We start from the raw sequence: 23,034 nt of genomic DNA on the forward strand, positions 1-23,034 counted from the left end.
GAATTACAATTCCTGCTCAAACAGCATTAAAATGGCTTCATAGAGCTGTTTAACGCTGAAGCTTCTGGCCGGTGTTGTAAAAATGGTATCATCACCGGCGATAGTGCCTAGAATCCCTTCTGATTTTCCCAATGAATCTAGTAGACGAGCAATAAGCTGAGCGGCACCAGGACTGGTATGAATGACAACTACCGCGTCGTTATGATCGACATCCAGCACCAGGTTTTTCAAGGGGCTGCTTGTGGTAGGGACGCCAAGTTCGGCGGGCAGGCAATACACCATTTCCATTTTTGCATTGCGAGTACGGACTGCACCAAATTTAGTCAGCATGCGGGATACTTTAGATTGATTGATGTTTTCAAAACCATCATCCTGCAATGCTTGCACTATCTCACTTTGAGAACTGAATTTCTCTTCTTTCAGCAGCGCTTTGAACGCTTTAACCAAATCATCTTGTTTTGTTGAGTTACGCATTCTGCACCAGATAAAGCATGTTGGTCATGTCGATATTATGCATAAGAATGAATTTTTATGCAATATGAATGCGTATAAAATCGCTATTATCTGCAGGCATCGATCCCTCCAAAATTGAAAAATTTTTAGCTACCTAGCCAGTCAGAAAAATGTGCTCCTCATCACATAAAAGTGAAGGAAATGTTATCAAAATGATGTTGTTTGGAGGCTGATGGTCGGTGTAATGTAACTGCCCAGTTAATCAGTCGTGGACCTATGCTGAGTCATCAATGCAATTATCCATAACTTTACTTACCTTTCAGATCCGAGGTGGATTTTAATTTATTATTAAATAGATGGCTGTTTTTGCAGCGATTGTTATTGCCCACTGATGGTAGGTTGATTGCTTTAACTTTTCTCACGAGCATGAAGTTTATAAAACTAAACAAATCCACGGCATTTATTACTTAACGATAATAAGGAGTTCAGGATGAAAGTTGCAGTTCTCGGAGCCGCAGGTGGTATCGGTCAAGCCCTTGCTCTTCTCCTCAAAACCCAGCTTCCTTCAGGTTCGGAATTATCCCTTTATGATATTGCCCCCGTAACGCCGGGTGTCGCTGTTGATCTAAGCCATATTCCAACTGCTGTGAAAATCAAGGGGTTTAGTGGTGAAGATGCCACTCCGGCTTTAGCCGGTGCTGACATTGTTTTGGTCTCTGCAGGGGTCGCACGTAAACCTGGTATGGATCGTTCTGACCTGTTTAATGTGAACGCGGGTATCGTTCGTAATCTGGTTGAGCAAATTGCACGTACTTGTCCTAAGGCCTGTATCGGTATTATTACTAACCCAGTGAATACGACCGTTGCTATTGCTGCTGAAGTATTGAAAAAAGCAGGTGTTTACGATAAGCGCAAATTGTTTGGCGTGACTACTCTGGATATTATTCGTTCCAGCACTTTCGTAGCTGAACTAAAAGGAAAGCAGCCACAGGAGATTAATGTACCTGTTATTGGTGGCCACTCTGGTGTAACCATCCTTCCTCTTTTGTCTCAAATCCCCGGTATTAGCTTGTCTGAGCAGGAAGTTGTTGATCTCACCAAACGCATTCAGAATGCAGGTACAGAGGTTGTTGAGGCGAAAGCTGGTGGCGGCTCTGCGACCTTGTCGATGGGGCTGGCTGCTGCACGCTTTGGTTTGTCTTTGGTTCGAGCCATGTCGGGGGAAAGCGGTGTGGTTGAATGTGCTTATGTTGAAAGCGATGGTAAATACGCTCGTTTCTTTGCACAACCATTACTGCTGGGTAAAGACGGTATTGCCGAATACAAGGCTATCGGTTCCCTGAGCGCTTTTGAACAGCAATCAATGAGCAGCATGCTGGATACACTGAATCATGATATTGCGCTGGGTGAATCCTTCGTTAATAAATAATTCATTCTTGAAATGATTTATGTGAATAAAGCCGGAGGTTGTTATCTCCGGCTTTTGTTTCGCTAATTATCGAGGTCGAATAAGTTTCTTTCGGTCGAGCAATTCATTGGTATTAGGATCATAATAGCGACTCGGCCAAATTTCGGCGGGGTGAATACCCAATTTATCAGCAATCAGCCATTCCCCCTTGGGCCAGGGACGGGATAAGGCATTGGCGAGTGTCGATGAACTTAATCCGGCTGCACGGGAGACAGCGGCGAGCGTGGTCCCCTTCTTTCTCAACGCCGCTATGATATCAGCCGGATGCCAGTCATGTTTCCTTGAATTCATAATCCTTCCCTTATCGCTATAAGACGACAGCATATTAGTGGTATAAATAACAGTTCGTGGTGAATGACTTCATTAATAAGAAGTCATTATTTGGAAATAATATATCATCAATTTCCAATTTATTTCCAATTTATTTCCAAATGAACCTGCTTTTGTAACGAATAGCACTATCGGGATGAAAGGACATGAAAAAAGAGTGGTTTGCGACCAGCGAGTTGGTTGGTATTGGCGGACTCCCTAAATCACGGCAAGGATTGAATAAACGAGCCCGAGAAGATGGTTGGGAAAAGCGTCGCCGCAAAGGTGTTCAAGGAAGAGGAGTGGAATATTCCATTCATAGCCTGCCGCAACCTGTGCAGCATTCATTATTAATACAGGAGTCATCAGAAGAGTACGTGGTGAAGCAGCCCGACATGCTGGCTGTTTGGATACAGATATACCAGCAGCTTTCAGCATCAGAGCGGGAAAAGCTGATTGGTTATATTATGCGTGAAGGTGTCTCAGCAACGCTTAGGCATCTTGGCCTGCATACGTTGGATGCTGAGTCATCAATATCAGCAAAAGATTTTTCCGGGTAATGTTTTCGCCATTCCTTATACCAAAGGAATGGCATCCATCAATGACAAATCTATTTTCTCCGTCTAATCGAAAAATAAGTTCGATACCTTTTCCTGCATTACGAATATTTCAACCATTTCTGTAACGTCATACTGTTAGATGTTTTGGTAAAATTATTCTATTATGTGGAAACTTAATATGGAAACTGGTCATCATCAAGGAATGTGAGGAAATAATTAATGGAACAGGGCAAAAATATGGAGATGGATAAAGAGTGGTTTTCGACTAATGAACTTTTGGGGATCGCAGGATTACCCAAATCTCGTCAAGGGCTTAATAAAAAGGCCAGGGATAACGGTTGGGAGAGACGTCGGCGAATAGGCATTCAGGGAAAAGGGGTCGAGTATGCGATCTGGAGTCTGCCAGAAGACGTGAAAAAGACCTTGATTCAAGAAACACCGCCTGACTATATGACACCACAACAACCAACACTATGGGCTGCATGGGTGCAAATTTTTCATCAACTTTCAGAGACAGAGCGTTCGCATTTGATAAATTATATCTTGCGTGAAGGGGTGTTAACTATGCTGTCCCAACTTGAGGGTAAAACGAAGAATGAGTCAACATAGCTAAGAATCCGGGATTGTGAAAACTAAAACTCCCGTTGAACGGCAATATGAGCCAACCCTTCAAGTGCAGAGCGAAAAGGCGTGTCAGGCAGACATTGTAGTGCACTGATGGCCTTGTCCGCTTCTTCTTCTGCTCGATGCCGTGTATAAATGAGAGAACCATGCTGTTGCATGGTTGTAAGAACTGTTTCCAGTAGATGACGTCCATTGCCTTGCTCGATTGCCAGTCTAATCATGGCGCTCTGCTCTGGGTTACCATGATACATGGCATGCAATAAAGGCAGCGTGGGTTTCCCTTCGTTCAAGTCGTCACCGGTATTTTTTCCCAGTGTTTTTCCGTCGGCGCTGTAATCCAGTAGATCGTCAATCAGTTGGAAAGCTGTTCCAAGATAGCGACCATAATCCTGTAATGCATTTTCCTGCTCGGCCGTAGCGTCAGCAAGAATGGCCGCCGATTGAGATGCGGCTTCAAAAAGGCGAGCCGTTTTGCTGTAAATCACATGCATATAGCTCTCTTCGGTGATATCTGGATCATTACAGTTCATCAGTTGCAGGACTTCACCTTCAGCAATCACATTAACCGCATCTGACATCAGGCCCAGAACACGCCAGGAGTTGATGCTTGTCATCATCTGGAAAGCGCGAGTATAAATGAAGTCACCAACCAGCACGCTGGCGGCGTTACCAAATGTAGCATTGGCGGTAGCTTTGCCTCGGCGCATGTCCGATTCATCGACGACATCATCATGCAATAAAGTCGCGGTATGGATGAACTCAATCAAGGCAGCCACAGTCGTATGTTTATCACCTTGATAATTTAGTGCCCTGGCAGCCAATACAGCAATCATTGGCCGGATTCGTTTACCACCACCACTAATAATGTAGTGACCCAGTTGGTTGATAAGGATTACATCCGAGTTCAATTGTTCAAGTATGGTCTTATTGACGGCGGCCATATCCTGAGCGGTTAATGCTGTGATTTGTTCTAGATTCATTAGTCTGCCAGCTGGTTTCTTCAACATCGCCGTAAGATTGCTGTTTATCGGCATTTAAATGGGACTGTATAAATGATTGTACTTGAAAAATGACGTAGATAAATGGCAGTTAGTGGGTTGTATTCTTTTTCTTCATATTGGTTGATTCTGCTCTTGTCATGAGGGGGTTTTTTGCGTAGAATTCGCGCCCTATTATGAATATTTATAGTGCGCTCTGAATAAATCAATATAGGGTGCGCGGGAAGCGGAGTTTTATATGTACGCAGTTTTCCAAAGTGGTGGTAAACAACACCGAGTAAGCGAAGGTCAAACCGTTCGCTTGGAAAAGCTGGACATCGCAACTGGTGAAGCTGTTGAGTTTGACCAGGTTTTGATGGTTGCCAATGGTGAAGAAATCAAAATCGGCGTTCCTTTTGTCGATGGCGGTAAGATCAAAGCTGAAGTAGTTGCTCATGGTCGTGGTGAGAAAGTTAAGATTGTTAAGTTTCGTCGCCGTAAACACTATCGTAAGCAAGCGGGCCATCGTCAGTGGTTTACTGACGTGAAAATCACCGGCATCAGCGCTTAAGTTTTAGGAGAGCGGATTAATGGCACATAAGAAAGCTGGCGGTTCAACTCGTAACGGCCGTGACTCAGAAAGTAAACGTCTTGGCGTAAAACGTTTTGGTGGTGAATCAGTCCTGGCTGGCAGCATTATTGTTCGTCAGCGTGGTACCAAATTTCATGCTGGAAGTAATGTAGGTTGCGGCAGAGACCATACCCTATTTGCTAAGTCTACTGGCAAAGTGAAATTTGAAGTTAAAGGTCCGAAGAATCGTAAATATATAAGCATCGTTGCTGAATAATTATACAGTTCAGGTCCATTGACTTAAGCCCTGCAATTCGTTGCAGGGCTTTTTACATTCTGACAGAGCAGTATCACTGCATGGGTTGAATTATGAAACAGAATGCTGGCATCGGATTTTGTTTGGCGTTAACCACCGCGATATGTTGGGGGGCCTTACCGATTGCGATGAAACAGGTTCTGGTGGTCATGGAACCCTACACCATTGTATGGTACCGGTTTGTTATTGCCTTGGTGGGGTTGGGGATTGTGCTTTACTCCAAGGGCATGTTACCCAGGAGACGAGTTTTCCGCCACCGGCGTTGGTGGATATTGTTACTTATTGCCAGTTGTGGATTACTGGGTAATTTTGTCTTGTTTAGTTCGTCATTGCAGTATTTAAGTCCAACGGCATCTCAGGTGATAGGGCAGCTTTCTCCTGTAGGCATGATGTTTGCCAGCGTACTTATATTAAAAGAAAAAATGAGATTTACGCAGACAATTGGGGCAGCGATTTTACTTTGTGGGTTGGTGATGTTTTTTAATACCAGTCTGACTGAGATTTTTACCCGCCTGACTGATTATACCTTAGGTGTCTTGCTTGGCGTTGGCGCTGCTGCTGCATGGGTTTCTTATGGTGTAGCGCAAAAGGTCCTGCTACAGCGTCTGACATCACCGCAAATTCTGCTTTTACTTTATGCACTTTGTGTCTTATTTATTACACCGTTGGCGAAGCCTGAGGTGATTTTCCAATTGAGTAGATGGCAGCTTATTTGTCTGTTGTTCTGTGGTGCAAATACGTTGATTGGTTACGGTGCGTTGGCTGAGGCCATGGCACGCTGGCAAGCTGCTCGGGTGAGTGCCATCATTACATTAACTCCTTTGTTTACCTTATTATTTTCTGAACTATTGTCATCGGTCTGGCCGACAACATTTGATGTGCCGGTGCTTAATTTGTTGGGTTATATCGGTGCTTTTGTGGTTGTATCTGGTGCAATGTTCTCAGCCATTGGACATCGTATGATTTCATCAAGGAAGCCATCAGGCCCGGTTAACAGCAACTGATCTGAAGACGCTGTCGGTATTTATTATTGACATTGAATCCTTGCTGTTTATTTTTAATACAGATGAAATCCTTGAAGTAAGCGGGTACAATCAGCACCCTTTACCGGAATGGTTCTAACGCGTCGGTTTTTAATGATGTATGTTTTACATATATAAATAAGATGGTTACGCCAAATAGAACCAATAATTGCTGAAACAGATAGAGTGTTTTTCTATTGGTTTTTGCGGAGACAGTAAATGAAGTTTGTAGATGAGGCCACGATTCTGGTTGTGGCAGGCGATGGTGGCAATGGTTGTGTCAGCTTCCGTCGAGAAAAATATATTCCTAATGGCGGACCGGACGGCGGTGACGGCGGTGACGGCGGTGACGTTTACCTGGTTGCAGATGAAAATCTGAATACCTTGATCGACTATCGCTTTGAAAAATCATTTCGGGCTGAACGTGGACAGAATGGTCAGAGCCGGGACTGTACTGGCAAGCGTGGCAAAGATATTACCGTGAAAGTTCCTGTCGGAACTCGTATCCAGGATAAAGGAACGGGGGAGGTGCTGGGTGATATGACCCGTCACCAGCAGCGTCTGATGGTAGCGAAGGGGGGGTGGCACGGGCTGGGTAATACTCGTTTCAAATCATCAGTTAATCGGGCGCCCCGTCAAAAAACCAGCGGTACTCTGGGTGAAGAACGTGAATTGATGCTGGAACTACTTTTGCTGGCGGATGTTGGTATGTTGGGGCTACCCAATGCCGGTAAGTCTACATTTATCCGTGCTGTTTCTGCAGCAAAACCTAAAGTCGCTGATTATCCATTCACTACGTTGGTCCCGAGCCTGGGTGTGGTGCGTATGGATAGCGAACAAAGTTTTGTGGTGGCGGACATTCCGGGTCTGATCGAAGGCGCTTCGGATGGTGCTGGCCTGGGGATCCGTTTCCTTAAGCATCTGGAGCGTTGCCGTGTTCTGTTGCATTTGATCGATCTGGCACCGATAGATGAATCTGATCCGATTGAAAATGCCCGGATTATCGTGAATGAACTTCAGCAGTACAGTGCTGCACTGGCAGAAAAACCGCGTTGGTTGGTTTTCAATAAGGTTGATCTTCTGGATAAGGTTGAGGCTGAAAGGCTAGCTAAAGAAATTGCTGAATCTATGGGCTGGGAAGGGAAGTATTATCTAATTTCTGCAGCTAGCCGTGAAGGTGTTAATGCACTGTGCTGGGATGTGATGAATTTTCTCAATACACAGCCTAAAGCATTGGCTGCTACAGAAGAAGCGGCTTCTGAAAAAGTAGAGTTCATGTGGGATGACTATCATCGTGAACAGCTCGAGGCGGCCAAAGCGGAAGCTGAAGATGATTGGGATGATGATTGGGATGAAGGTGACGACGAGGGCGTTGAAATCATTTATCACAAATGATTGCCGACGACATTCTCGTTAATGAATTTGCTTGTGATTTGTTGATTTTTCCCTTATCTGCGCAGGTAGATAAGGGAATTTTTTAAGTAAGATAAATGGTTAGTTGTTTTGATAGATATCTTTATACAGATGGCTTTCAAAACGAACGAGAGGAATGCGTCGGGATTTCTGATCTTTCGGCGGAACAGCATAACCGGAAATGTATTGCACAAAGGCCATGTGCTGTCCGCTGGCGGTAGTAATAAACCCAGCCAGATTATAGACGCCTTGTAATGACCCGGTTTTCGCGGAAACTTTTCCGTCAACTCCAGCCTCATGTAAACCAGCGCGATAGCGTAATGTGCCATCGTATCCCGCCAGTGGCAGCATCTTGATATAATTCAGCTCGCTATCATGCTGAGCGATATATTGCAGTACCTGCATCATCGTGACTGGTGCTATTAGGTCATGTCGTGATAATCCGGAACCATCCACAATAATACTGTTATTTAAATCGATTCCGGCTTTTTGCAGCAGGATCTGACGTACTGCATCAGCCCCAGCTCGCCAGGTGCCCGGTACTTTAAAACGCTCATGACCAATAGTCCGAAAGACAGTATCCGCGATCATATTGTCTGACTTCTTGAGCATAGTTGTCAGTAATTCATGTAGGGGTTCTGATTGTGTTTGGGCCAGAATGGTTCCTGCGGGGTTGGGTTGAGTTTGGCGACGTAGGTTACCGTCCATGCGGATGCCTGCCTGCAGCAACTCATCTTTCACAATGGCCCCTGCATAGCTTGCGCCATCCTGAATGGCAAACGCCAGCGGTAGCGGTTCCGCTCGCTGTGTCAGACATCCGGTCAGCGTAAAACGATTTAATTCACCGGGCACGACATCCAGTTCGCAATATTTCGCATCAGGAGAGCCTTTAGCCAGCGTTCTGACTTCACTGAATATGTGTACCGGATAATATGAGGCTACGCGAATAAAAGCGTTGTCACCTGGTCGGGGGGCACTGTAAAGCGAAACAGAAAAGCAGTTACGATCAACAATGGCAGCGCCAGGCGGTGCACTGAAGCATTGCGTCATATCATTCCAGGGCCAACCTGGTGCTTTGTCATGACTGGCAAAAATGGAAGTATCAATCAGCACATCACCAGAAATTTCGTGGATTCCACGTTTTTTCAGATTTTGCACCATATCGCGTATTTCCTGGCGAGTTAACGTAGGATCTCCACTGAAACGGATAATCAGATTACCCCTTAGAACACCGTTGGTTACTGCGCCGTGACTTTCCATCGTGGTAATAAACCGATAATCGGGACCTAACTGAAGCAATGCCGCCAGTGCGGTAATGATTTTTTGTGTACTGGCCGGTAATGACATCTGCTGACTGTGGTAGTTAATCACTGGTGTCGATGCCCCGATTTTTTGCACAATCAGCGCCAGATTGGCGCCACTAGGCAAATATTGTATATGATTCTCTATGGGAGCAGCGTTGGCATGCAGAATAAAAGCACAGGTAAGTCCAGCAACAATCGATGAAAAACGCATAATCTCAGCTAAGAACAGGGTAACGTGTGGTCATACTACGGCGCAATAAGGGTTAAAGTAAACGATGACCCTTGTGGAACTCTAGGGTAAAATACGTATCAAAATGCAACATGGTGTCTAACCTGGAAGTTTTGTTCTGGGCTAGGGCGCTTTTGCTTGCCTTAATTGTCAGGGAACACTGGCTACAGACACTCCGTCGCAGTTGATTGTATAGCGCCAGGATGATGGCTATTTGATTTGTACGGATTTTTTAGAGGTATTGACAATATGAAACAATTTCCGATGACGTTGCGTGGTGCCGAAAAATTACGCGAAGAACTGGAATATTTGAAAAGTGTTCGTCGTCCTGAAATTATTTCAGCGATTGCGGAAGCTCGTGCACACGGTGATTTGAAGGAAAACGCTGAATATCATGCGGCACGTGAACAGCAAGGTTTCTGTGAAGGTCGTATTCAGGAAATTGAAGCCAAGCTTTCCAACGCACAGGTGATTGATATCACTAAAATGGCTGCCAATAATGGCCGTGTGATTTTTGGTGCAACAGTGAGCGTAATGAACCTGGACAGTGAGGAGGAACAGACCTATCGCATTGTGGGTGATGATGAGGCCGATTTTAGACAAAACCTCATTTCTGTGAATTCTCCTATTGCTCGAGGCCTCATTGGTAAGGAAAAGGACGATATTGTCACAATCCGTACCCCGGGTGGGGATGTGGAATTTGAAATTCTGAATGTTAAATATATTTAATTCTTGCAGATCTGATGGTTAAATCGACAAAGTTTGTAAAGAAAAGAAAAAGGCCGTTTACGGCCTTTTCTCGCACCCATGGTCATGGCACTTTGCTGTGAAAACAAGGTGACCTGAACCTAAAAGTGTTATCGTGGCAACACTATTCTGCGTTCTTTTGCAGCACGATAGAGTACTAAAGTGTGACCAATAACCTGTACATTACTGGCGCGGGTTTCTCTCAGGATGGCATCGACGATCAAACCTTTGGTTTCACGATCCTCCGTAGCAATTTTTACTTTGATCAGTTCGTGGTGTTCTAAAGCTTGTTCGATCTCAGCCAGGACACCTTCAGTAAGGCCATTATTGCCTAACATTACGACTGGCTTTAACGGATGTGCCAGACCTTTTAGGTGCTGTTTTTGTTTATTACTTAGATTCATTGTCTTTTTTTGCTTAGGTTGGGATTGAAAACGGGCCATTCTACCGCCATCTGATGATTATCACCAATTGGACTGTGTCATTTGGTTGTCATTGAGACGTTTTATTCACCGAACGCGCTTTTTTAATAATAGTTGGAAAATTGATGGCTAACAAAAAGCGTTCTGCAAGTTCCAGCCGCTGGTTGCAGGAACACTTTAGCGATAAATATGTGCTGCAGGCGCAGAAAAAAGGGCTCCGCTCGCGCGCTTGGTTTAAACTTGATGAAATACAGCATACCGATAAGCTATTCAGACAGGGAATGACTGTTGTGGATTTAGGGGCAGCGCCTGGTGGATGGTCACAGTACGTTGTCAGCCAAATCGGCGAAAAAGGGCGTATTATCGCTTGTGATATTCTGTCTATGGATCCTATTGTCGGAGTCGATTTTCTTCAAGGGGATTTTTGTGATGAATTAGTTCTGAAGGCTCTTTTGGAAAGAGTCGGCAGTGATAAGGTTCAGGTGGTGATGTCTGACATGGCCCCGAACATGAGTGGTACACCGGCAGTGGATATACCCAAAGCGATGTATCTTGTGGAATTAGCATTGGATATGTGCCGGGATATATTAGCGCCAGGCGGAAGTTTCCTGGTGAAAGTATTTCAGGGAGAAGGGTTTGATGAATATCTGCGAGAAATTCGCTCCCTGTTTACAACGGTAAAGATTCGTAAGCCAGATGCCTCGCGTGCCCGGTCCCGTGAGGTGTACATCGTAGCGACAGGGCGCAAAGTGTAGTACCCTAACGTTATTTTTTAACACAGTTGTAATATGAGGTTAATCCCTTGAGTGACATGGCGAAAAACCTGATCCTCTGGTTAGTCATCGCGGTTGTGCTGATGTCGGTATTCCAGAGCTTTGGGCCCAGCGAGTCGAATGGCCGTAGGGTGGATTATTCAACCTTTTTAACTGAAGTGAATCAGGATCAGGTTCGTGAAGTACACATTAATGGACGTAAGATCAGTGTCGTCAAAAAAGACAGCACGCAATATACGACTTATATCCCTGTCAACGATCCCAAGCTGTTGGATAACCTTCTGACTAAGAATGTGAAAGTTGTTGGTGAGCCACCTGAAGAACCGAGCCTGCTGGCTTCTATCTTCATTTCCTGGTTCCCGATGCTGTTGCTGATTGGCGTTTGGATTTTCTTCATGCGTCAAATGCAGGGAGGGGGTGGCAAAGGTGCCATGTCCTTTGGTAAAAGCAAGGCGCGGATGCTGACTGAAGATCAGATCAAGACGACATTTGCTGATGTTGCTGGTTGCGATGAAGCTAAAGAAGAAGTCAGTGAACTGGTAGAGTACCTGCGTGAACCTAGCCGTTTTCAGAAGCTTGGCGGTAAAATCCCGAAAGGTATTCTGATGGTAGGTCCTCCCGGGACGGGTAAGACGCTGCTGGCTAAAGCAATTGCCGGTGAAGCGAAAGTGCCTTTCTTTACTATTTCCGGGTCCGATTTTGTAGAGATGTTTGTTGGCGTCGGTGCGTCTCGTGTGCGTGACATGTTCGAACAAGCCAAGAAAGCTGCTCCTTGTATCATTTTTATTGATGAAATTGACGCTGTAGGGCGTCAGCGTGGGGCAGGTCTGGGCGGCGGGCATGATGAACGTGAACAAACACTGAATCAGATGCTGGTCGAAATGGATGGTTTTGAAGGTAACGAAGGTATCATTGTTATCGCGGCAACCAACCGTCCTGATGTACTGGATCCCGCGTTGTTACGACCAGGTCGTTTCGACCGACAGGTGGTGGTGGGATTACCGGATGTACGTGGCCGTGAGCAGATTTTGAAGGTTCATATGCGCCGCGTTCCTTTATCTCCGGATGTTGATGCTTCAGTGATCGCACGTGGTACACCGGGTTTCTCTGGGGCTGATTTGGCTAACTTGGTTAACGAGGCTGCCTTATTTGCGGCCCGTGGCAACAAACGTGTTGTTTCTATGGCTGAGTTTGAAAAGTCTAAAGATAAGATCATGATGGGAGCGGAGCGACGTTCTATGGTCATGACTGAGGCACAGAAAGAATCCACTGCGTATCATGAAGCGGGCCATGCCATTATTGGTCGCCTGGTTCCAGAACATGACCCCGTGCATAAAGTGACGATTATTCCGCGTGGACGTGCATTAGGGGTAACGTTCTTCCTGCCCGAGGGGGATGCTATCAGCGCCAGTCGCCAAAAACTGGAGAGCCAGATTTCTACGCTTTATGGCGGTCGTTTAGCCGAGGAAATTATTTTCGGTTCTGAGCACGTATCTACAGGGGCTTCAAACGATATTAAAGTGGCTACATCTATTGCCCGCAATATGGTGACTCAGTGGGGGTTTTCGGAAAAACTGGGTCCTTTGTTGTACGCGGAAGAAGATGGAGAAGTATTTCTGGGTCGTTCTGTAGCCAAGACGAAACATATGTCTGATGAAACTGCCAGAATTATTGATCAGGAAGTTAAGGTACTGATCGAGCGTAATTATCAGCGTGCCCGTGAATTGTTGATGGCAAATATGGATATCCTGCATTCAATGAAAGATGCATTGATGAAATATGAAACCATTGATGCTCCGCAAATTGACGATCTGATGGCACGAAAAGAAGTCCGTCCTCCAGCGGATTGGGAGGAATCAGCATCGAATAGTCATTCTGATAATGGTGGCGCTCCCAATATGCCAACGCAAGGCGGCGATGAGCCAAGTACACCCAACCAGGGTAATACGGTATCAGAACAGCTAAACGATAAATAATGGTATAGCAACCTGTATTGTTGATCTCTGTGATTTGTAAACCCCGGCTTGCCGGGGTTTTTTACTGGAGTTTAATGGTTCTAGCAGTATAAAAATGGTCGTGGTTTTGAGGAATGAATATGAAGCTGACTGCCAGAGGAGCGATTTTGGATCTCTCCTGTCCACAGGTGATGGGTATTTTAAATGTTACCCCGGATTCTTTCTCCGATGGAGGGAAGCACGCCACATTAGATGCCGCGCTGTTCCATGCACAGGAGATGATCGCGGCAGGAGCAACATTGATCGACGTAGGTGGTGAGTCAACCAGACCTGGAGCTAATGCAGTAAGTGTGGAAGAAGAGTTATCACGAGTAATCCCCGTTGTAGAGGCACTATCCCAGCGTTTTGATACCTGGATTTCCGTAGATACGTCAAAGCCAGAAGTGATCACTGCATCGGCATTGGCCGGTGCTCATTTGATTAATGATATTAGGTCATTACAGGAGCCTGGCGCTCTGGAAGCCGCTTCAGCTACCGGATTACCAGTATGTCTGATGCATATGCAGGGATTACCAGAAACCATGCAACACGCCCCGCATTATGACAATCTGTTGGATGAAGTTTTCGCTTTTTTTGAGCATCATATTGCACGTTGTGTGAATGCCGATCTCCAGAAAGACAGGCTTTTGTTGGATCCGGGGTTCGGATTTGGCAAAAGTCTAGCGCATAATTATCAGATACTTGCTCATCTGAAGGAGATGCATCGCTTTGGTTTGCCATTGCTGGTTGGTATGTCGAGAAAATCCATGATTGGTCAGGTACTTAATGTTCCGCCTCTTGACCGAGTGCATGGCAGCGTTGCCTGCGCGGTTATAGCTGCTATGCAGGGCGCTCACATTATTCGCGTTCATGATGTAAAAGAAACGGTTGATGCCATGCGCATTGTAGAAGCCACACTTTCAGCTAAGGAATAAAAAAAATTTATGAGCGGCCGTAAATATTTTGGAACTGACGGTATTCGGGGCAAAGTTGGAGATACACCGATTACGCCTGACTTCGTATTAAAACTTGGCTGGGCAGCAGGGAAGGTTCTGGCTCGCCATGGTTCTAAAAAGATCATCATTGGTAAAGATACCCGTATTTCCGGTTACATGCTTGAATCTGCGCTTGAGGCCGGATTGGCTGCAGCGGGACTTTCCGCTTCCTTTACCGGCCCGATGCCGACACCCGCGGTGGCTTACCTGACACGTACTTTTAGAGCGGAAGCCGGTATTGTTATATCGGCTTCTCACAATCCTTACTACGATAATGGCATTAAATTCTTCTCGATCGATGGCATTAAATTGCCGGATGAAGTCGAGGAGGCTATTGAAGCAGAAATGGAAAAGCCGATTACCTGTGTTGAATCTTCCGAGTTGGGTAAAGCCAACCGGATAGTAGATGCGGCGGGCCGCTATATAGAGTTCTGCAAAGGAACCTTCCCGAGCGAATTGAACCTTAATGGCCTGAAGATCGTTGTGGATTGTGCCAATGGCGCGACATATCACATCGCTCCCAGTGTACTGCGTGAGCTGGGTGCCAGTGTGATAACCATTGGCTGCGAGCCTGATGGGATGAATATAAATGAACACTGTGGTGCTACGGATGTCAGCCAGTTGCAGGCACGGGTTTTAGCTGAAAAAGCCGATGTTGGTCTTGCCTTTGATGGCGATGGTGATCGTTTGATAATGGTTGACCATCTGGGCAACAAAGTTGACGGTGACCAGATCCTGTACATCATTGCCCGTGAAGGCTTGCGTCAAGGGCAACTCCGCGGAGGGGCTGTCGGTACCCTGATGAGTAACATGGGGTTGGAACTGGCACTTAAGCAGTTAGGCATCCCTTTTGCGCGGGCTAAAGTGGGCGACAGATATGTACTGGAGTTGATGCAGGAGAAAGGATGGCGGATTGGTGCAGAAAATTCTGGCCACGTTATTCTGCTTGATAAAACGACTACCGGAGATGGTGTGATTGCGGGGTTGCAAGTCCTGACAGCTATAGTTCGTAATCATATGAGTCTGCATGATTTATGTAGTGGCATGACGCTGTTTCCCCAGGTTCTGGTTAATGTCTGTTTCACTGGTGAACATAATCCATTGGAAGATGAATCAGTTAAGCAAGTTACTCAGGATGTTGAAAATCAACTGGCCGGTCGCGGGAGAGTGTTACTACGTAAGTCCGGTACTGAACCGTTGATTAGGGTCATGGTTGAAGGCAAGGATGGCGAGATGGTTACACTTTTGGCTGACCGTATCGCCGAGGCTGTAAAAGCCGTTGGATAATATATATATGACACCACCTGTCTGGCTGATAATTGATCAACTATCTCGCTTACCCAGATGAGATGACATAAGCATATCGTAGTTGATTTAAAACTGAATAATCAATTGGATAATGTAGCCTTTGGTATGGGGGTGGCTGTCCGCTGTTTTTTTCCCCAATCGGCCAGGCAGCACTAAATTACCCTTGCTTACGGTGCATGCTTTGGTTAGTATTCAGACCCGCTTTGTAGGGGATGAAACAACATCCTACTGCGGGTTACAGCAGGCGGGTTAACCGCAAGAATTCAGCAATCCTCACTTCGTGGGGAAACAGTAACAGGTACAATTATGTACGAAGCTCTTTTGGTCATTTTCTTGTTGGTATCGATTAGCCTTGTGGGGCTGATTATGCTGCAACAAGGTAAAGGTGCTGATATGGGCGCGTCGTTCGGAGCAGGCGCTTCCGCTACTTTATTTGGTTCGAGCGGTTCTGGTAATTTCATGACCCGTACGACGGCTATATTGGCGACGCTGTTTTTCATTATCAGCTTGCTTTTAGGTAACATGAGCTCCAACCATAGCCAGAAAGGGAGTGAGTGGGAAAGCTTGAGTCAGCCAGCTCCAGCCAAAGTTGAGCAGAGTACGACTCCTGCGACTCCTGCCGCACCATCTAGCGATATCCCTAAATAATTGCGGATAGCTTGAGGCGAGCCGGATAAGGTTTATCGATGACAAGTGAATATGTTATCGGGTTGTAAAATAAGATTTTGATGCCGAGGTGGTGGAATTGGTAGACACGCTACCTTGAGGTGGTAGTGCCCGATTGGGCTTACGGGTTCAAGTCCCGTCCTCGGTACCAATACAGAATTAATAGACACCAATAGGTGTCTATTTTTTTTTATCTGAATCTCGTGGTTTTACTGCAGAGTTGTAAGTTGTGCTGGGCCGGGCACTTAATGTATTGGTGAAAATGACCGCATCCCACCAGGAGATATTAGTGACAGAATGCTGACAGTCGTCTTTTTTTTTGGTGGCCAGCAGTGCCGTTACAACCATCACTCATTTTCGCCCCCTCCCATGCTTGTCATGCCTGATATTGGTGGCACGTGACCTCTGTTCTCATAATAGAAAACGGCGTCAACAGGCCTCTTGGCAATATTCATCAAGAAGGCGCAATTGGTCTTTCAGATAAAATGGCAATGTTAGCGTAATTGCTATGTCGTTCGCGCCAAACCTTAAACCACGACCGGTGTCAGACATATAGTCATTCCTACAGTTTTATGGCTCAAGTGATTATGCTGCTGGCAAATCATCACTGTCTGGATACATGGAGTCCGTGCTGATGTACCGATTGATCTGTGACAACCGTCGGCGGATTGGATCATGGAATATTTGAAATTGCGGCTTTATCCACCGGAAGGTATCGAAACGAGTTTGAAGGATCAGACGTAACGTCTGATTTTATGAGTAACCGAGGACAACCCAATGAACAAATCAGGGAAGATTTCCGATGCTCAACTATCTGCTTGATACCAATATTTGTATTTACACCATCAAAAATAAAGCACAGGAAGCCTGAGAGGCTTTTTATCGCTATTACGTTCAATTCGGCATCAGTTCTGTCACGCTAATGGAGCTGATTTACGGTGCGGAAAAATCGATTAATCCTGAAAAGAAGCTGGCGGTGATTGAAGGTTTTGCCACCCGTATGGAAGTGCTGACATATGGCTTTGATACCGCTGTTCATACCGGTCAGATTCACGCAGAACTGACAAGAAAAGGAACGCCTATCAGGTCCCTATGATGCCATGCCTGCTCATCTGGACTGATACTGGTAACCAATAATGTCCGTGAGTTTGAGCGAGTGCCGGGACTACGAGTAGAAATTGGGTAAATAAATAAGTCGAACGCGTTAGGGACTTTCTGAGAGACAGGATTTATTCAAAATATAAAGGGGATAAAAACATTATTCTTGACTCCATAAGTCACCGATAGAAAACAGGGTATAGTCTATTGTCTTCTGCGATTAACCCGTAAATAATCCAGCCCTAAATGTTTGGGAGCAACTACATTTTCGAACTGGTGAAAATCCTTTTAAATCAAGAATCAATATGTGGTCAGTTCTAATCTCTATAGGACTAAGACACTTTCGCTATTGGGCTTAGCGTGCATAAAATTCCCATGGAAATTTGAACGACAGCACAGGCGGTAAATAATGTGCCAATGCCATAGCCCGACACAATGTATCCAGAAATGGCGAGGCCAAACGGCAAACCCATTTTAAACAGCGTACCAGTGATCCCCATAACCTTGCCCAGATTTTCGGTTTTGATACTTTCCTGCCGGTAGGTATAAACGAGAATAGCCGTAATGACTTCGAAGAAACTTACCCAGAAGAAAGCAGAAACTAGTACTAATGAATGGTTAGAAAACAAAATAAATAGATAGCCCAGTGCCTGAGTTATTGTCGTGGTAATCAACACTTTTCCCAGACCAAATTTGTTGCGCAAACGCACCGTCAACAGCGATCCGAGTATCCCACCGATCCCGCCCGCAGACGCCATATAACCGATATCCACGGCATTCATGGCCAACACGGTTTTGGCGTAATAGATTGACTGTAATGAAAAGACTACCGAGCTGGTATTTAACACCGCAATTGCCAATGCCATATGATAAAGAGGGGGGTTGGCCCGCAGGATTCTCCACCCTTCAATAATTGCTTTTCCTATTGATCCGGTGGTCCTGAATACCTCTCTCTCATACGGCATTTTTATCAGGTAACACCAAGCGATAAACAGGAACAAGGCGATCCACAGAAAAATAATATGCACAGAGGAGAATAAAATCACCACGCCTGATAGCAATGGCCCCATGGCCTGAAACAGGCTGTTTAGCGAACTCATGCTGGAAGTCGCGGCACTTTGCAACGATAAGGGGAGTATGTGCTTCAACATGCCCATTCTGGCATTAAGATAACCAAAATTGAACGCCATCATAAAGAAAGCACAAGGGAACAGCACCCACAGCGGGTTGGGTAAAAACTGAATGGCCAACCATCCCGTCAGTAGACACACAACCTGCCCAGCAACCATCCATTGCGACCACACTCTGCGATCCACTCGGTCGATCCACGCCCCAATTACCGACGCCAGCAGAATATAAGGCAGAAACTCGACGGCACGCACCCAGCCCATAATTTCTGATGAACGAGTAATGTCATAGATCAACAGCGGAAGTGCCAGTTCATAAACCTTGCCGCCCAGATTACAAAACAGCGCCCCAGAGAACAGAATGCGGAACTGGCTGTTTTTCCATATAGAGTATTCTTCCACCTTTTCCACGTTTCCTCCTCCATCTATTTCTACTTATGACTTCGCCAAAATCCGGCTATTGCCATCCTTGAATAGCTTGCTTTCCCGGATCAGGTCGCCATCGTTCTCACTGACTTTGGTGTGAAAATCGGAGGAAGGGGGATGGCCAAAATAGATCATTGAGAAGTCTAGTCCGCGGGAACGGGTTTCATCGTAGCGGCTATCGATGTCGATAAAACGCATCACAAAAGCGGTACGTGTTGCGATCTCTCCTTCTAATAACGGTTCACTGACGTGGATCAGATTTTTGTTAAAAATCAATACATCACCGAGGTTAAACGAATCAGTATGCTTGTAATATTCTAGTAACGTACTGAGCGCGGGTGAATTGAGAATACTGTGCCGTAACTCGATGTAATTGCCCAACTCAAGGGAATCTCTGTCCACCTCAGCAAGCTCACGCATCATTTGATCGATAGACGGATCGATATCCATATACATAAACTTGCCCGAAATAATATGTTCCGGCACATAGCTCATACCGCCTCCCTGATTATCGGTATCAATTTTTACTAACGGCACCCACATCGAACAGCCAAAATCCTCACCATGTTGATAACCAAAGCTTTGTGTCCCAATGTGCCAAGGAAAACCCGTGTGCTTTTCTTTTTCTATCTGGAAACCCAGCCCCTGGGTATAGAACAGGCTGCGATTAGCCAGCGTGGTCAATGTGCCGGAGAAGCAGTCATGGGCCAGTAGCGCCTTGATAACTAAATCGTTTTCAAAAATATCGTATCCGACGCGCTTGAAACCAGTTTGGTTTTCATCCAACAACCGCAGGTGTTCAGTGATGGAGTTCTTAATATGTGAAATCAGTGAAGTTGACAGAAATGATCGTAAAACAACAAAGCCATTCTTCTTGAATTGTGACACGTCATAATCGGTTAGGCTGAAGTGATTATTAATTGTTTCATTCATGTTCACGCTCACAGTAATTATTGATATAAATTTTGGTCGGCAGGTGGCGTTATTTCAGTGCGCCATATTTAGGCAGAGTATATTTGTTGAGGGGCAAACACAGGGTTTGCGTTTGGGTATACTGGTCCAGACTCCAGCGTCCCCCAACGGCACCAATGCCACTCTCTTTAAAACCGCCAAATGGGCAACGAATATCCCGAATGTATGGCGTATTTATTCCAACATTTCCCGCCTGCATTTGTCGGGCAAAAGACAATGCTTTGGATTGATCCGCACTCCATACTGATCCTGCTAACCCAAATCGGGTATCATTGGCCAAAGCAAGGGCGTGAACTTCATTGTCCGCAGTAAAAATTCCGATAATGGGACCGAATATTTCTTGTGTGGCCAAATCGCTCTGAGGATGAATCCCCGTGAATACAGTAGGCTCAATGTAAAAACCCTGCTGGTGTTCTGCCGGTATATGCCCACCGGTTCTCCGGCTTGCTCCTGCTTGCTGGGCTTGCGCAATGGCTTTCAGCATCCTTTCCCGATGCACGGCACTGATCATCGGGCCTATCTCGCTGGTTTCATCAAACGGATCACCAACGCGAATATGCTGAGTTCGTTCAATAAATCTGCGGCTAAACGCCTCGGCAATGGGTTGCTCGACAATGATGCGCGAACCCGCCGTGCATACCTGCCCGTTGCTACTGAAAGCAGACACCAATGCACCGTCCAGCGCAGTATCAATATCTGCGTCAGCCAGTACCACAGTCGGGGATTTTCCGCCCAATTCAAGTAACGAGCGTCGCACCGTATTCGCCGAATACCTTAAAACCTCTTTACCTACCTGAGTACCGCCGATAAAACACAACAGATCGATACCGGGATGCTGTATCAATGCCTGGCCAGTTGGCTGCCCTGCGCCATGTACCAAATTGACTACGCCTTCTGGTAGGCCGACTTCCTCAAAGATTTGGCCCAACAGAGAAACCGTGATCGGGGCCAGTTCAGAAGGCTTCAACACCACGGTATTGCCCGCAATCAATGCTGCAGCCAGATTGATCGATGAAACGGCAAGGGGACCATTCCACGGCGTCATGATGGCAACGACGCCAAGAGGTGCGTGGTGAGTAAAGTTGATGTAGGCATCCCCAACCGGGATGGCATCGCCAAAAAAACGTTTCCCCTCTTCCGCAAAAAAGTGAAAGTGCTCTACGGCTCGCGGAAGATGTCCATGCAGACACATTTTCGATAAAAAACCGGTATCTTCACATTCATGCTGTGCAAATAACACCAGGTTGTCTTCCAGTACGTCTGCGATCATATGTAGGTAAGCAGCCCTTTCCTCTACCGCCATGCGTGGCCAAGGCCCTTGTGTATATGCCGCTCTGGCTGCCTGCACGGCGGTATCAACATCCACTGGTGATGAAATATTTACGTGGGCAATGCGTTCTTCGGTTGCCGGATTTACCGAAAACAGGTTGCCTTCTCCCGTTGCCCTAATATGCCTGCCGTTGATGAAGTTGACGATCTCGATCATGGCTCCCTCCGCTTAGTCCGCTAAACCTGTAGAACTGTTTTGGTTTAATAACATGGTGAATGCTGTATGGAACCTGCCTGCCGCATCTTCAAGTACGTCATGCGTATGGCAGGCACTAAGCCAACCATGGGACTTGTGCATATCAATACCTTGGCAGGTAAGAATCGCTTTCAGCTCGCTATATATAGCCGCGTTTTTTTGCGCCATCCAGATTGCATCTTCAGAGGGCGCAATCTCAACCCCTGCCTTTTGCGCGCCAATCAATATGTGAAAGATTGAAGATTGATGGAATAACTGCACATCAATACCGACCTGATTGGCCTTATCATTCACCATGTCTACAAATAGTGCGGTGTTTCTGTCCAATGTTTTTTGAATCGTTCCATCAGCCACCAGTGCCAATGTGGTCAACCCCGCGCAAGCGGACAGCGGGTTACCGTTGAACGTACCGGTATGGAGCACCTTGGTGCTATGGTCTGCTTCAAAGCAGGCCATAACCGCACGACTCCCTGCCACAGCCGCACCGGGCAAACCACCGCACAGTACTTTGGACAACGTGGTGATATCCGGCATAACGGCAGACAACTGCTGCACTCCGCCGGGCGCGTAACGAAACCCACTCATTACTTCATCAAAAATCAGCAAGGTACCATGACGCAGGGTGATATCCCTCAACATCTGCAGATAGTGTGCATCGTAGGGTAATGTGCCGCTGCTACCGCCCCCCGGTTCAAGGATCACCGCAGCCGTTTCCTCTGCGGCCAATGCTGTTTCTATCGCATCCGGATCGTATGGCGGTACTAATTGCAAGTGTCTGGCCGCTTCTGGATGCGAACCGGTTGGCCAATCATCGTCGATCCCGGAAAGTGCCTCATCATGCCAACCGTGAAAATGCCCATCGACCCGTACAATATTGGGTCGTCGGGTATAAGCTCGGACCAGCCGTATAGCCAACAACGTGGCTTCAGTACCTGAAGCACTGAACCGGGCCTGCTCAGCACCCGGTACCAGTTGTGTTATCTTTTCTGCCCATTGCACCAACAGAGTATGATTTCCAGAAAGGTGTGTACCATTATTAAGTTGCGCTGTAAGCGCCTGGGTAACAGCGGGATGATTGTGACCAACGATTAACGCACCATGGCCCATCCAAAAGTTCGTGTATTGTCGACCATCAACATCTCACTTATAAGCGCCATTTGTGGCCCAATCATTCTTATGGAAAACAACGTCGTAAGGGTATTTACTGATAACCCTTATCTTTGGGAAGCGATCTGCGCTGTTGTGATCGCTTTTTTTGTCCGCCAGATGGTTGTCTCGGTTCTGACGAACTTACTGGTGTTCTACATATTGGTTTATGCGTTATAGATAATTGGTTTGCTGCATGGACCAGCGTTTATTTATCGGGCATTGGTGCGTGGACTGGTGAAAGAAAGATTGTGCGGTGAAGGTCTACACCTCGAAGTTGCACGTCTGGTCAGGCGGGTAGCCTTCTTTATGGGTCCCACTCGTGTTTCCACCGCAGATGCAGACGGTCACTGTCCATCAATGCAGTAATGAACAATATTATCCCAAACATTATCGGTGAATGTCGGCTGCGAGATGATTGCCTGTTTTCCTTATCGTCTTTCATAGACATTGAGTGAGGTTGTGGGTATGATGCCCACCGCATCAGAAACCCTGTGTTGTAATTTATCGCCGCTGTTATTGACTTTACTAAAAGTAGATGATGAAGGGCGCAATCAGGGATAAGTATATGGATGAGGACTAATTACGA

21 protein-coding genes, 1 tRNA gene and 2 pseudogenes are annotated in these 23,034 nt (G+C 46.2%); 15 read left to right on the forward strand and 9 right to left on the reverse strand.

Going from position 1 to position 23,034, the window contains the following annotated elements:
* Nucleotides 1-3: 3 nt before the first annotated feature.
* Nucleotides 4-474 carry a transcriptional regulator ArgR gene (gene argR / locus PCO85_03275; protein WJV54495.1) on the reverse strand — a complete coding sequence of 157 codons (471 nt, stop codon included), beginning with the start codon at nucleotides 472-474 and terminating at the stop codon, nucleotides 4-6.
* Between the two features lie 469 nt (nucleotides 475-943).
* On the opposite strand from argR, the gene mdh reads away from it, so the two are divergent.
* A complete protein-coding gene (gene mdh / locus PCO85_03280) occupies nucleotides 944-1,882 on the forward strand; it encodes a malate dehydrogenase (protein ID WJV54496.1) in 939 nt (312 codons plus the stop codon).
* Nucleotides 1,883-1,948: 66 nt separating this feature from the next.
* On the opposite strand, the gene PCO85_03285 is transcribed toward mdh, so the two are convergent.
* Complete coding sequence (locus PCO85_03285; protein WJV54497.1) at nucleotides 1,949-2,212, reverse strand: helix-turn-helix transcriptional regulator; 264 nt, start codon at nucleotides 2,210-2,212, stop codon at nucleotides 1,949-1,951.
* A 185-nt stretch (nucleotides 2,213-2,397) separates the two neighbouring features.
* On the opposite strand from PCO85_03285, the gene PCO85_03290 reads away from it, so the two are divergent.
* Together PCO85_03290 and PCO85_03295 are read left to right on the forward strand one after the other, a co-directional pair.
* Nucleotides 2,398-2,790 (forward strand): DNA-binding protein, encoded by a 393-nt coding sequence (locus PCO85_03290; GenBank protein WJV54498.1) that lies wholly within the window; start codon nucleotides 2,398-2,400, stop codon nucleotides 2,788-2,790.
* A gap of 243 nt (nucleotides 2,791-3,033) precedes the next feature.
* The gene (locus PCO85_03295; GenBank protein ID WJV55979.1) at nucleotides 3,034-3,399 is read left to right on the forward strand and encodes a DNA-binding protein; all 366 of its coding nucleotides are present in this window, start codon (nucleotides 3,034-3,036) and stop codon (nucleotides 3,397-3,399) included.
* A 23-nt stretch (nucleotides 3,400-3,422) separates the two neighbouring features.
* Here PCO85_03295 and ispB read toward each other — a convergent pair whose 3' ends face one another.
* Nucleotides 3,423-4,394, reverse strand: a complete 972-nt coding sequence (ispB, locus tag PCO85_03300) for an octaprenyl diphosphate synthase (GenBank protein ID WJV54499.1) — start codon at nucleotides 4,392-4,394, stop codon at nucleotides 3,423-3,425.
* A 256-nt stretch (nucleotides 4,395-4,650) separates the two neighbouring features.
* Here ispB and rplU point away from each other — a divergent pair, with 256 nt between their 5' ends.
* From rplU to cgtA, 4 genes are all read left to right on the forward strand, one after another.
* On the forward strand, nucleotides 4,651-4,962 hold the full coding sequence (gene rplU, locus PCO85_03305) for a 50S ribosomal protein L21 (GenBank protein ID WJV54500.1): 312 nt from the start codon (nucleotides 4,651-4,653) through the stop codon (nucleotides 4,960-4,962).
* Between the two features lie 19 nt (nucleotides 4,963-4,981).
* Nucleotides 4,982-5,239 (forward strand): 50S ribosomal protein L27, encoded by a 258-nt coding sequence (gene rpmA / locus PCO85_03310; protein ID WJV54501.1) that lies wholly within the window; start codon nucleotides 4,982-4,984, stop codon nucleotides 5,237-5,239.
* Nucleotides 5,240-5,331: 92 nt separating this feature from the next.
* On the forward strand, nucleotides 5,332-6,282 hold the full coding sequence (locus tag PCO85_03315) for a DMT family transporter (GenBank protein WJV54502.1): 951 nt from the start codon (nucleotides 5,332-5,334) through the stop codon (nucleotides 6,280-6,282).
* A gap of 237 nt (nucleotides 6,283-6,519) precedes the next feature.
* Nucleotides 6,520-7,695, forward strand: a complete 1,176-nt coding sequence (gene cgtA / locus PCO85_03320; protein ID WJV54503.1) for an Obg family GTPase CgtA — start codon at nucleotides 6,520-6,522, stop codon at nucleotides 7,693-7,695.
* A 99-nt stretch (nucleotides 7,696-7,794) separates the two neighbouring features.
* Here cgtA and dacB read toward each other — a convergent pair whose 3' ends face one another.
* Complete coding sequence (gene dacB, locus PCO85_03325) at nucleotides 7,795-9,228, reverse strand: serine-type D-Ala-D-Ala carboxypeptidase (GenBank protein WJV54504.1); 1,434 nt, start codon at nucleotides 9,226-9,228, stop codon at nucleotides 7,795-7,797.
* A 267-nt stretch (nucleotides 9,229-9,495) separates the two neighbouring features.
* Here dacB and greA point away from each other — a divergent pair, with 267 nt between their 5' ends.
* Nucleotides 9,496-9,975: a transcription elongation factor GreA gene (gene greA / locus PCO85_03330; protein ID WJV54505.1), complete on the forward strand. Its 480-nt coding sequence runs from the start codon at nucleotides 9,496-9,498 to the stop codon at nucleotides 9,973-9,975.
* A 128-nt stretch (nucleotides 9,976-10,103) separates the two neighbouring features.
* On the opposite strand, the gene yhbY is transcribed toward greA, so the two are convergent.
* Nucleotides 10,104-10,397 (reverse strand): ribosome assembly RNA-binding protein YhbY, encoded by a 294-nt coding sequence (yhbY, locus tag PCO85_03335; GenBank protein WJV55980.1) that lies wholly within the window; start codon nucleotides 10,395-10,397, stop codon nucleotides 10,104-10,106.
* Between the two features lie 143 nt (nucleotides 10,398-10,540).
* Between yhbY and rlmE the strand changes: the two genes are divergently transcribed.
* From rlmE to vapC, 7 genes and pseudogenes are all read left to right on the forward strand, one after another.
* Nucleotides 10,541-11,170 carry a 23S rRNA (uridine(2552)-2'-O)-methyltransferase RlmE gene (rlmE, locus tag PCO85_03340; GenBank protein WJV54506.1) on the forward strand — a complete coding sequence of 210 codons (630 nt, stop codon included), beginning with the start codon at nucleotides 10,541-10,543 and terminating at the stop codon, nucleotides 11,168-11,170.
* Nucleotides 11,171-11,226: 56 nt separating this feature from the next.
* Entirely contained in the window at nucleotides 11,227-13,164 is a 1,938-nt protein-coding gene (gene ftsH, locus PCO85_03345; protein WJV55981.1) for an ATP-dependent zinc metalloprotease FtsH, read from the forward strand.
* 119 nt (nucleotides 13,165-13,283) lie between these two features.
* Nucleotides 13,284-14,117, forward strand: a complete 834-nt coding sequence (folP, locus tag PCO85_03350; protein WJV54507.1) for a dihydropteroate synthase — start codon at nucleotides 13,284-13,286, stop codon at nucleotides 14,115-14,117.
* Between the two features lie 9 nt (nucleotides 14,118-14,126).
* A complete protein-coding gene (gene glmM, locus PCO85_03355; protein ID WJV54508.1) occupies nucleotides 14,127-15,464 on the forward strand; it encodes a phosphoglucosamine mutase in 1,338 nt (445 codons plus the stop codon).
* Between the two features lie 327 nt (nucleotides 15,465-15,791).
* Entirely contained in the window at nucleotides 15,792-16,133 is a 342-nt protein-coding gene (secG, locus tag PCO85_03360; GenBank protein WJV54509.1) for a preprotein translocase subunit SecG, read from the forward strand.
* An 82-nt stretch (nucleotides 16,134-16,215) separates the two neighbouring features.
* Nucleotides 16,216-16,302: transfer RNA gene (locus PCO85_03365), tRNA-Leu, on the forward strand.
* A 651-nt stretch (nucleotides 16,303-16,953) separates the two neighbouring features.
* Nucleotides 16,954-17,337: pseudogene (gene vapC / locus PCO85_03370) on the forward strand (tRNA(fMet)-specific endonuclease VapC).
* Nucleotides 17,338-17,581: 244 nt separating this feature from the next.
* Here vapC and PCO85_03375 read toward each other — a convergent pair.
* The 4 genes and pseudogenes from PCO85_03375 to PCO85_03390 form a co-directional block, all read right to left on the reverse strand.
* On the reverse strand, nucleotides 17,582-18,787 hold the full coding sequence (locus tag PCO85_03375) for an MFS transporter (GenBank protein ID WJV54510.1): 1,206 nt from the start codon (nucleotides 18,785-18,787) through the stop codon (nucleotides 17,582-17,584).
* Nucleotides 18,788-18,811: 24 nt separating this feature from the next.
* The gene (locus PCO85_03380) at nucleotides 18,812-19,735 is read right to left on the reverse strand and encodes a hypothetical protein (protein WJV54511.1); all 924 of its coding nucleotides are present in this window, start codon (nucleotides 19,733-19,735) and stop codon (nucleotides 18,812-18,814) included.
* Between the two features lie 49 nt (nucleotides 19,736-19,784).
* A complete protein-coding gene (locus PCO85_03385; GenBank protein WJV54512.1) occupies nucleotides 19,785-21,260 on the reverse strand; it encodes an aldehyde dehydrogenase family protein in 1,476 nt (491 codons plus the stop codon).
* A 12-nt stretch (nucleotides 21,261-21,272) separates the two neighbouring features.
* Nucleotides 21,273-22,427: pseudogene (locus tag PCO85_03390) on the reverse strand (aminotransferase class III-fold pyridoxal phosphate-dependent enzyme).
* Between the last annotated feature and the right edge of the window lie 607 nt (nucleotides 22,428-23,034).

The organism is Prodigiosinella aquatilis (assembly GCA_030388725.1).
Classification (GTDB): domain Bacteria; phylum Pseudomonadota; class Gammaproteobacteria; order Enterobacterales; family Enterobacteriaceae; genus Prodigiosinella; species Prodigiosinella aquatilis.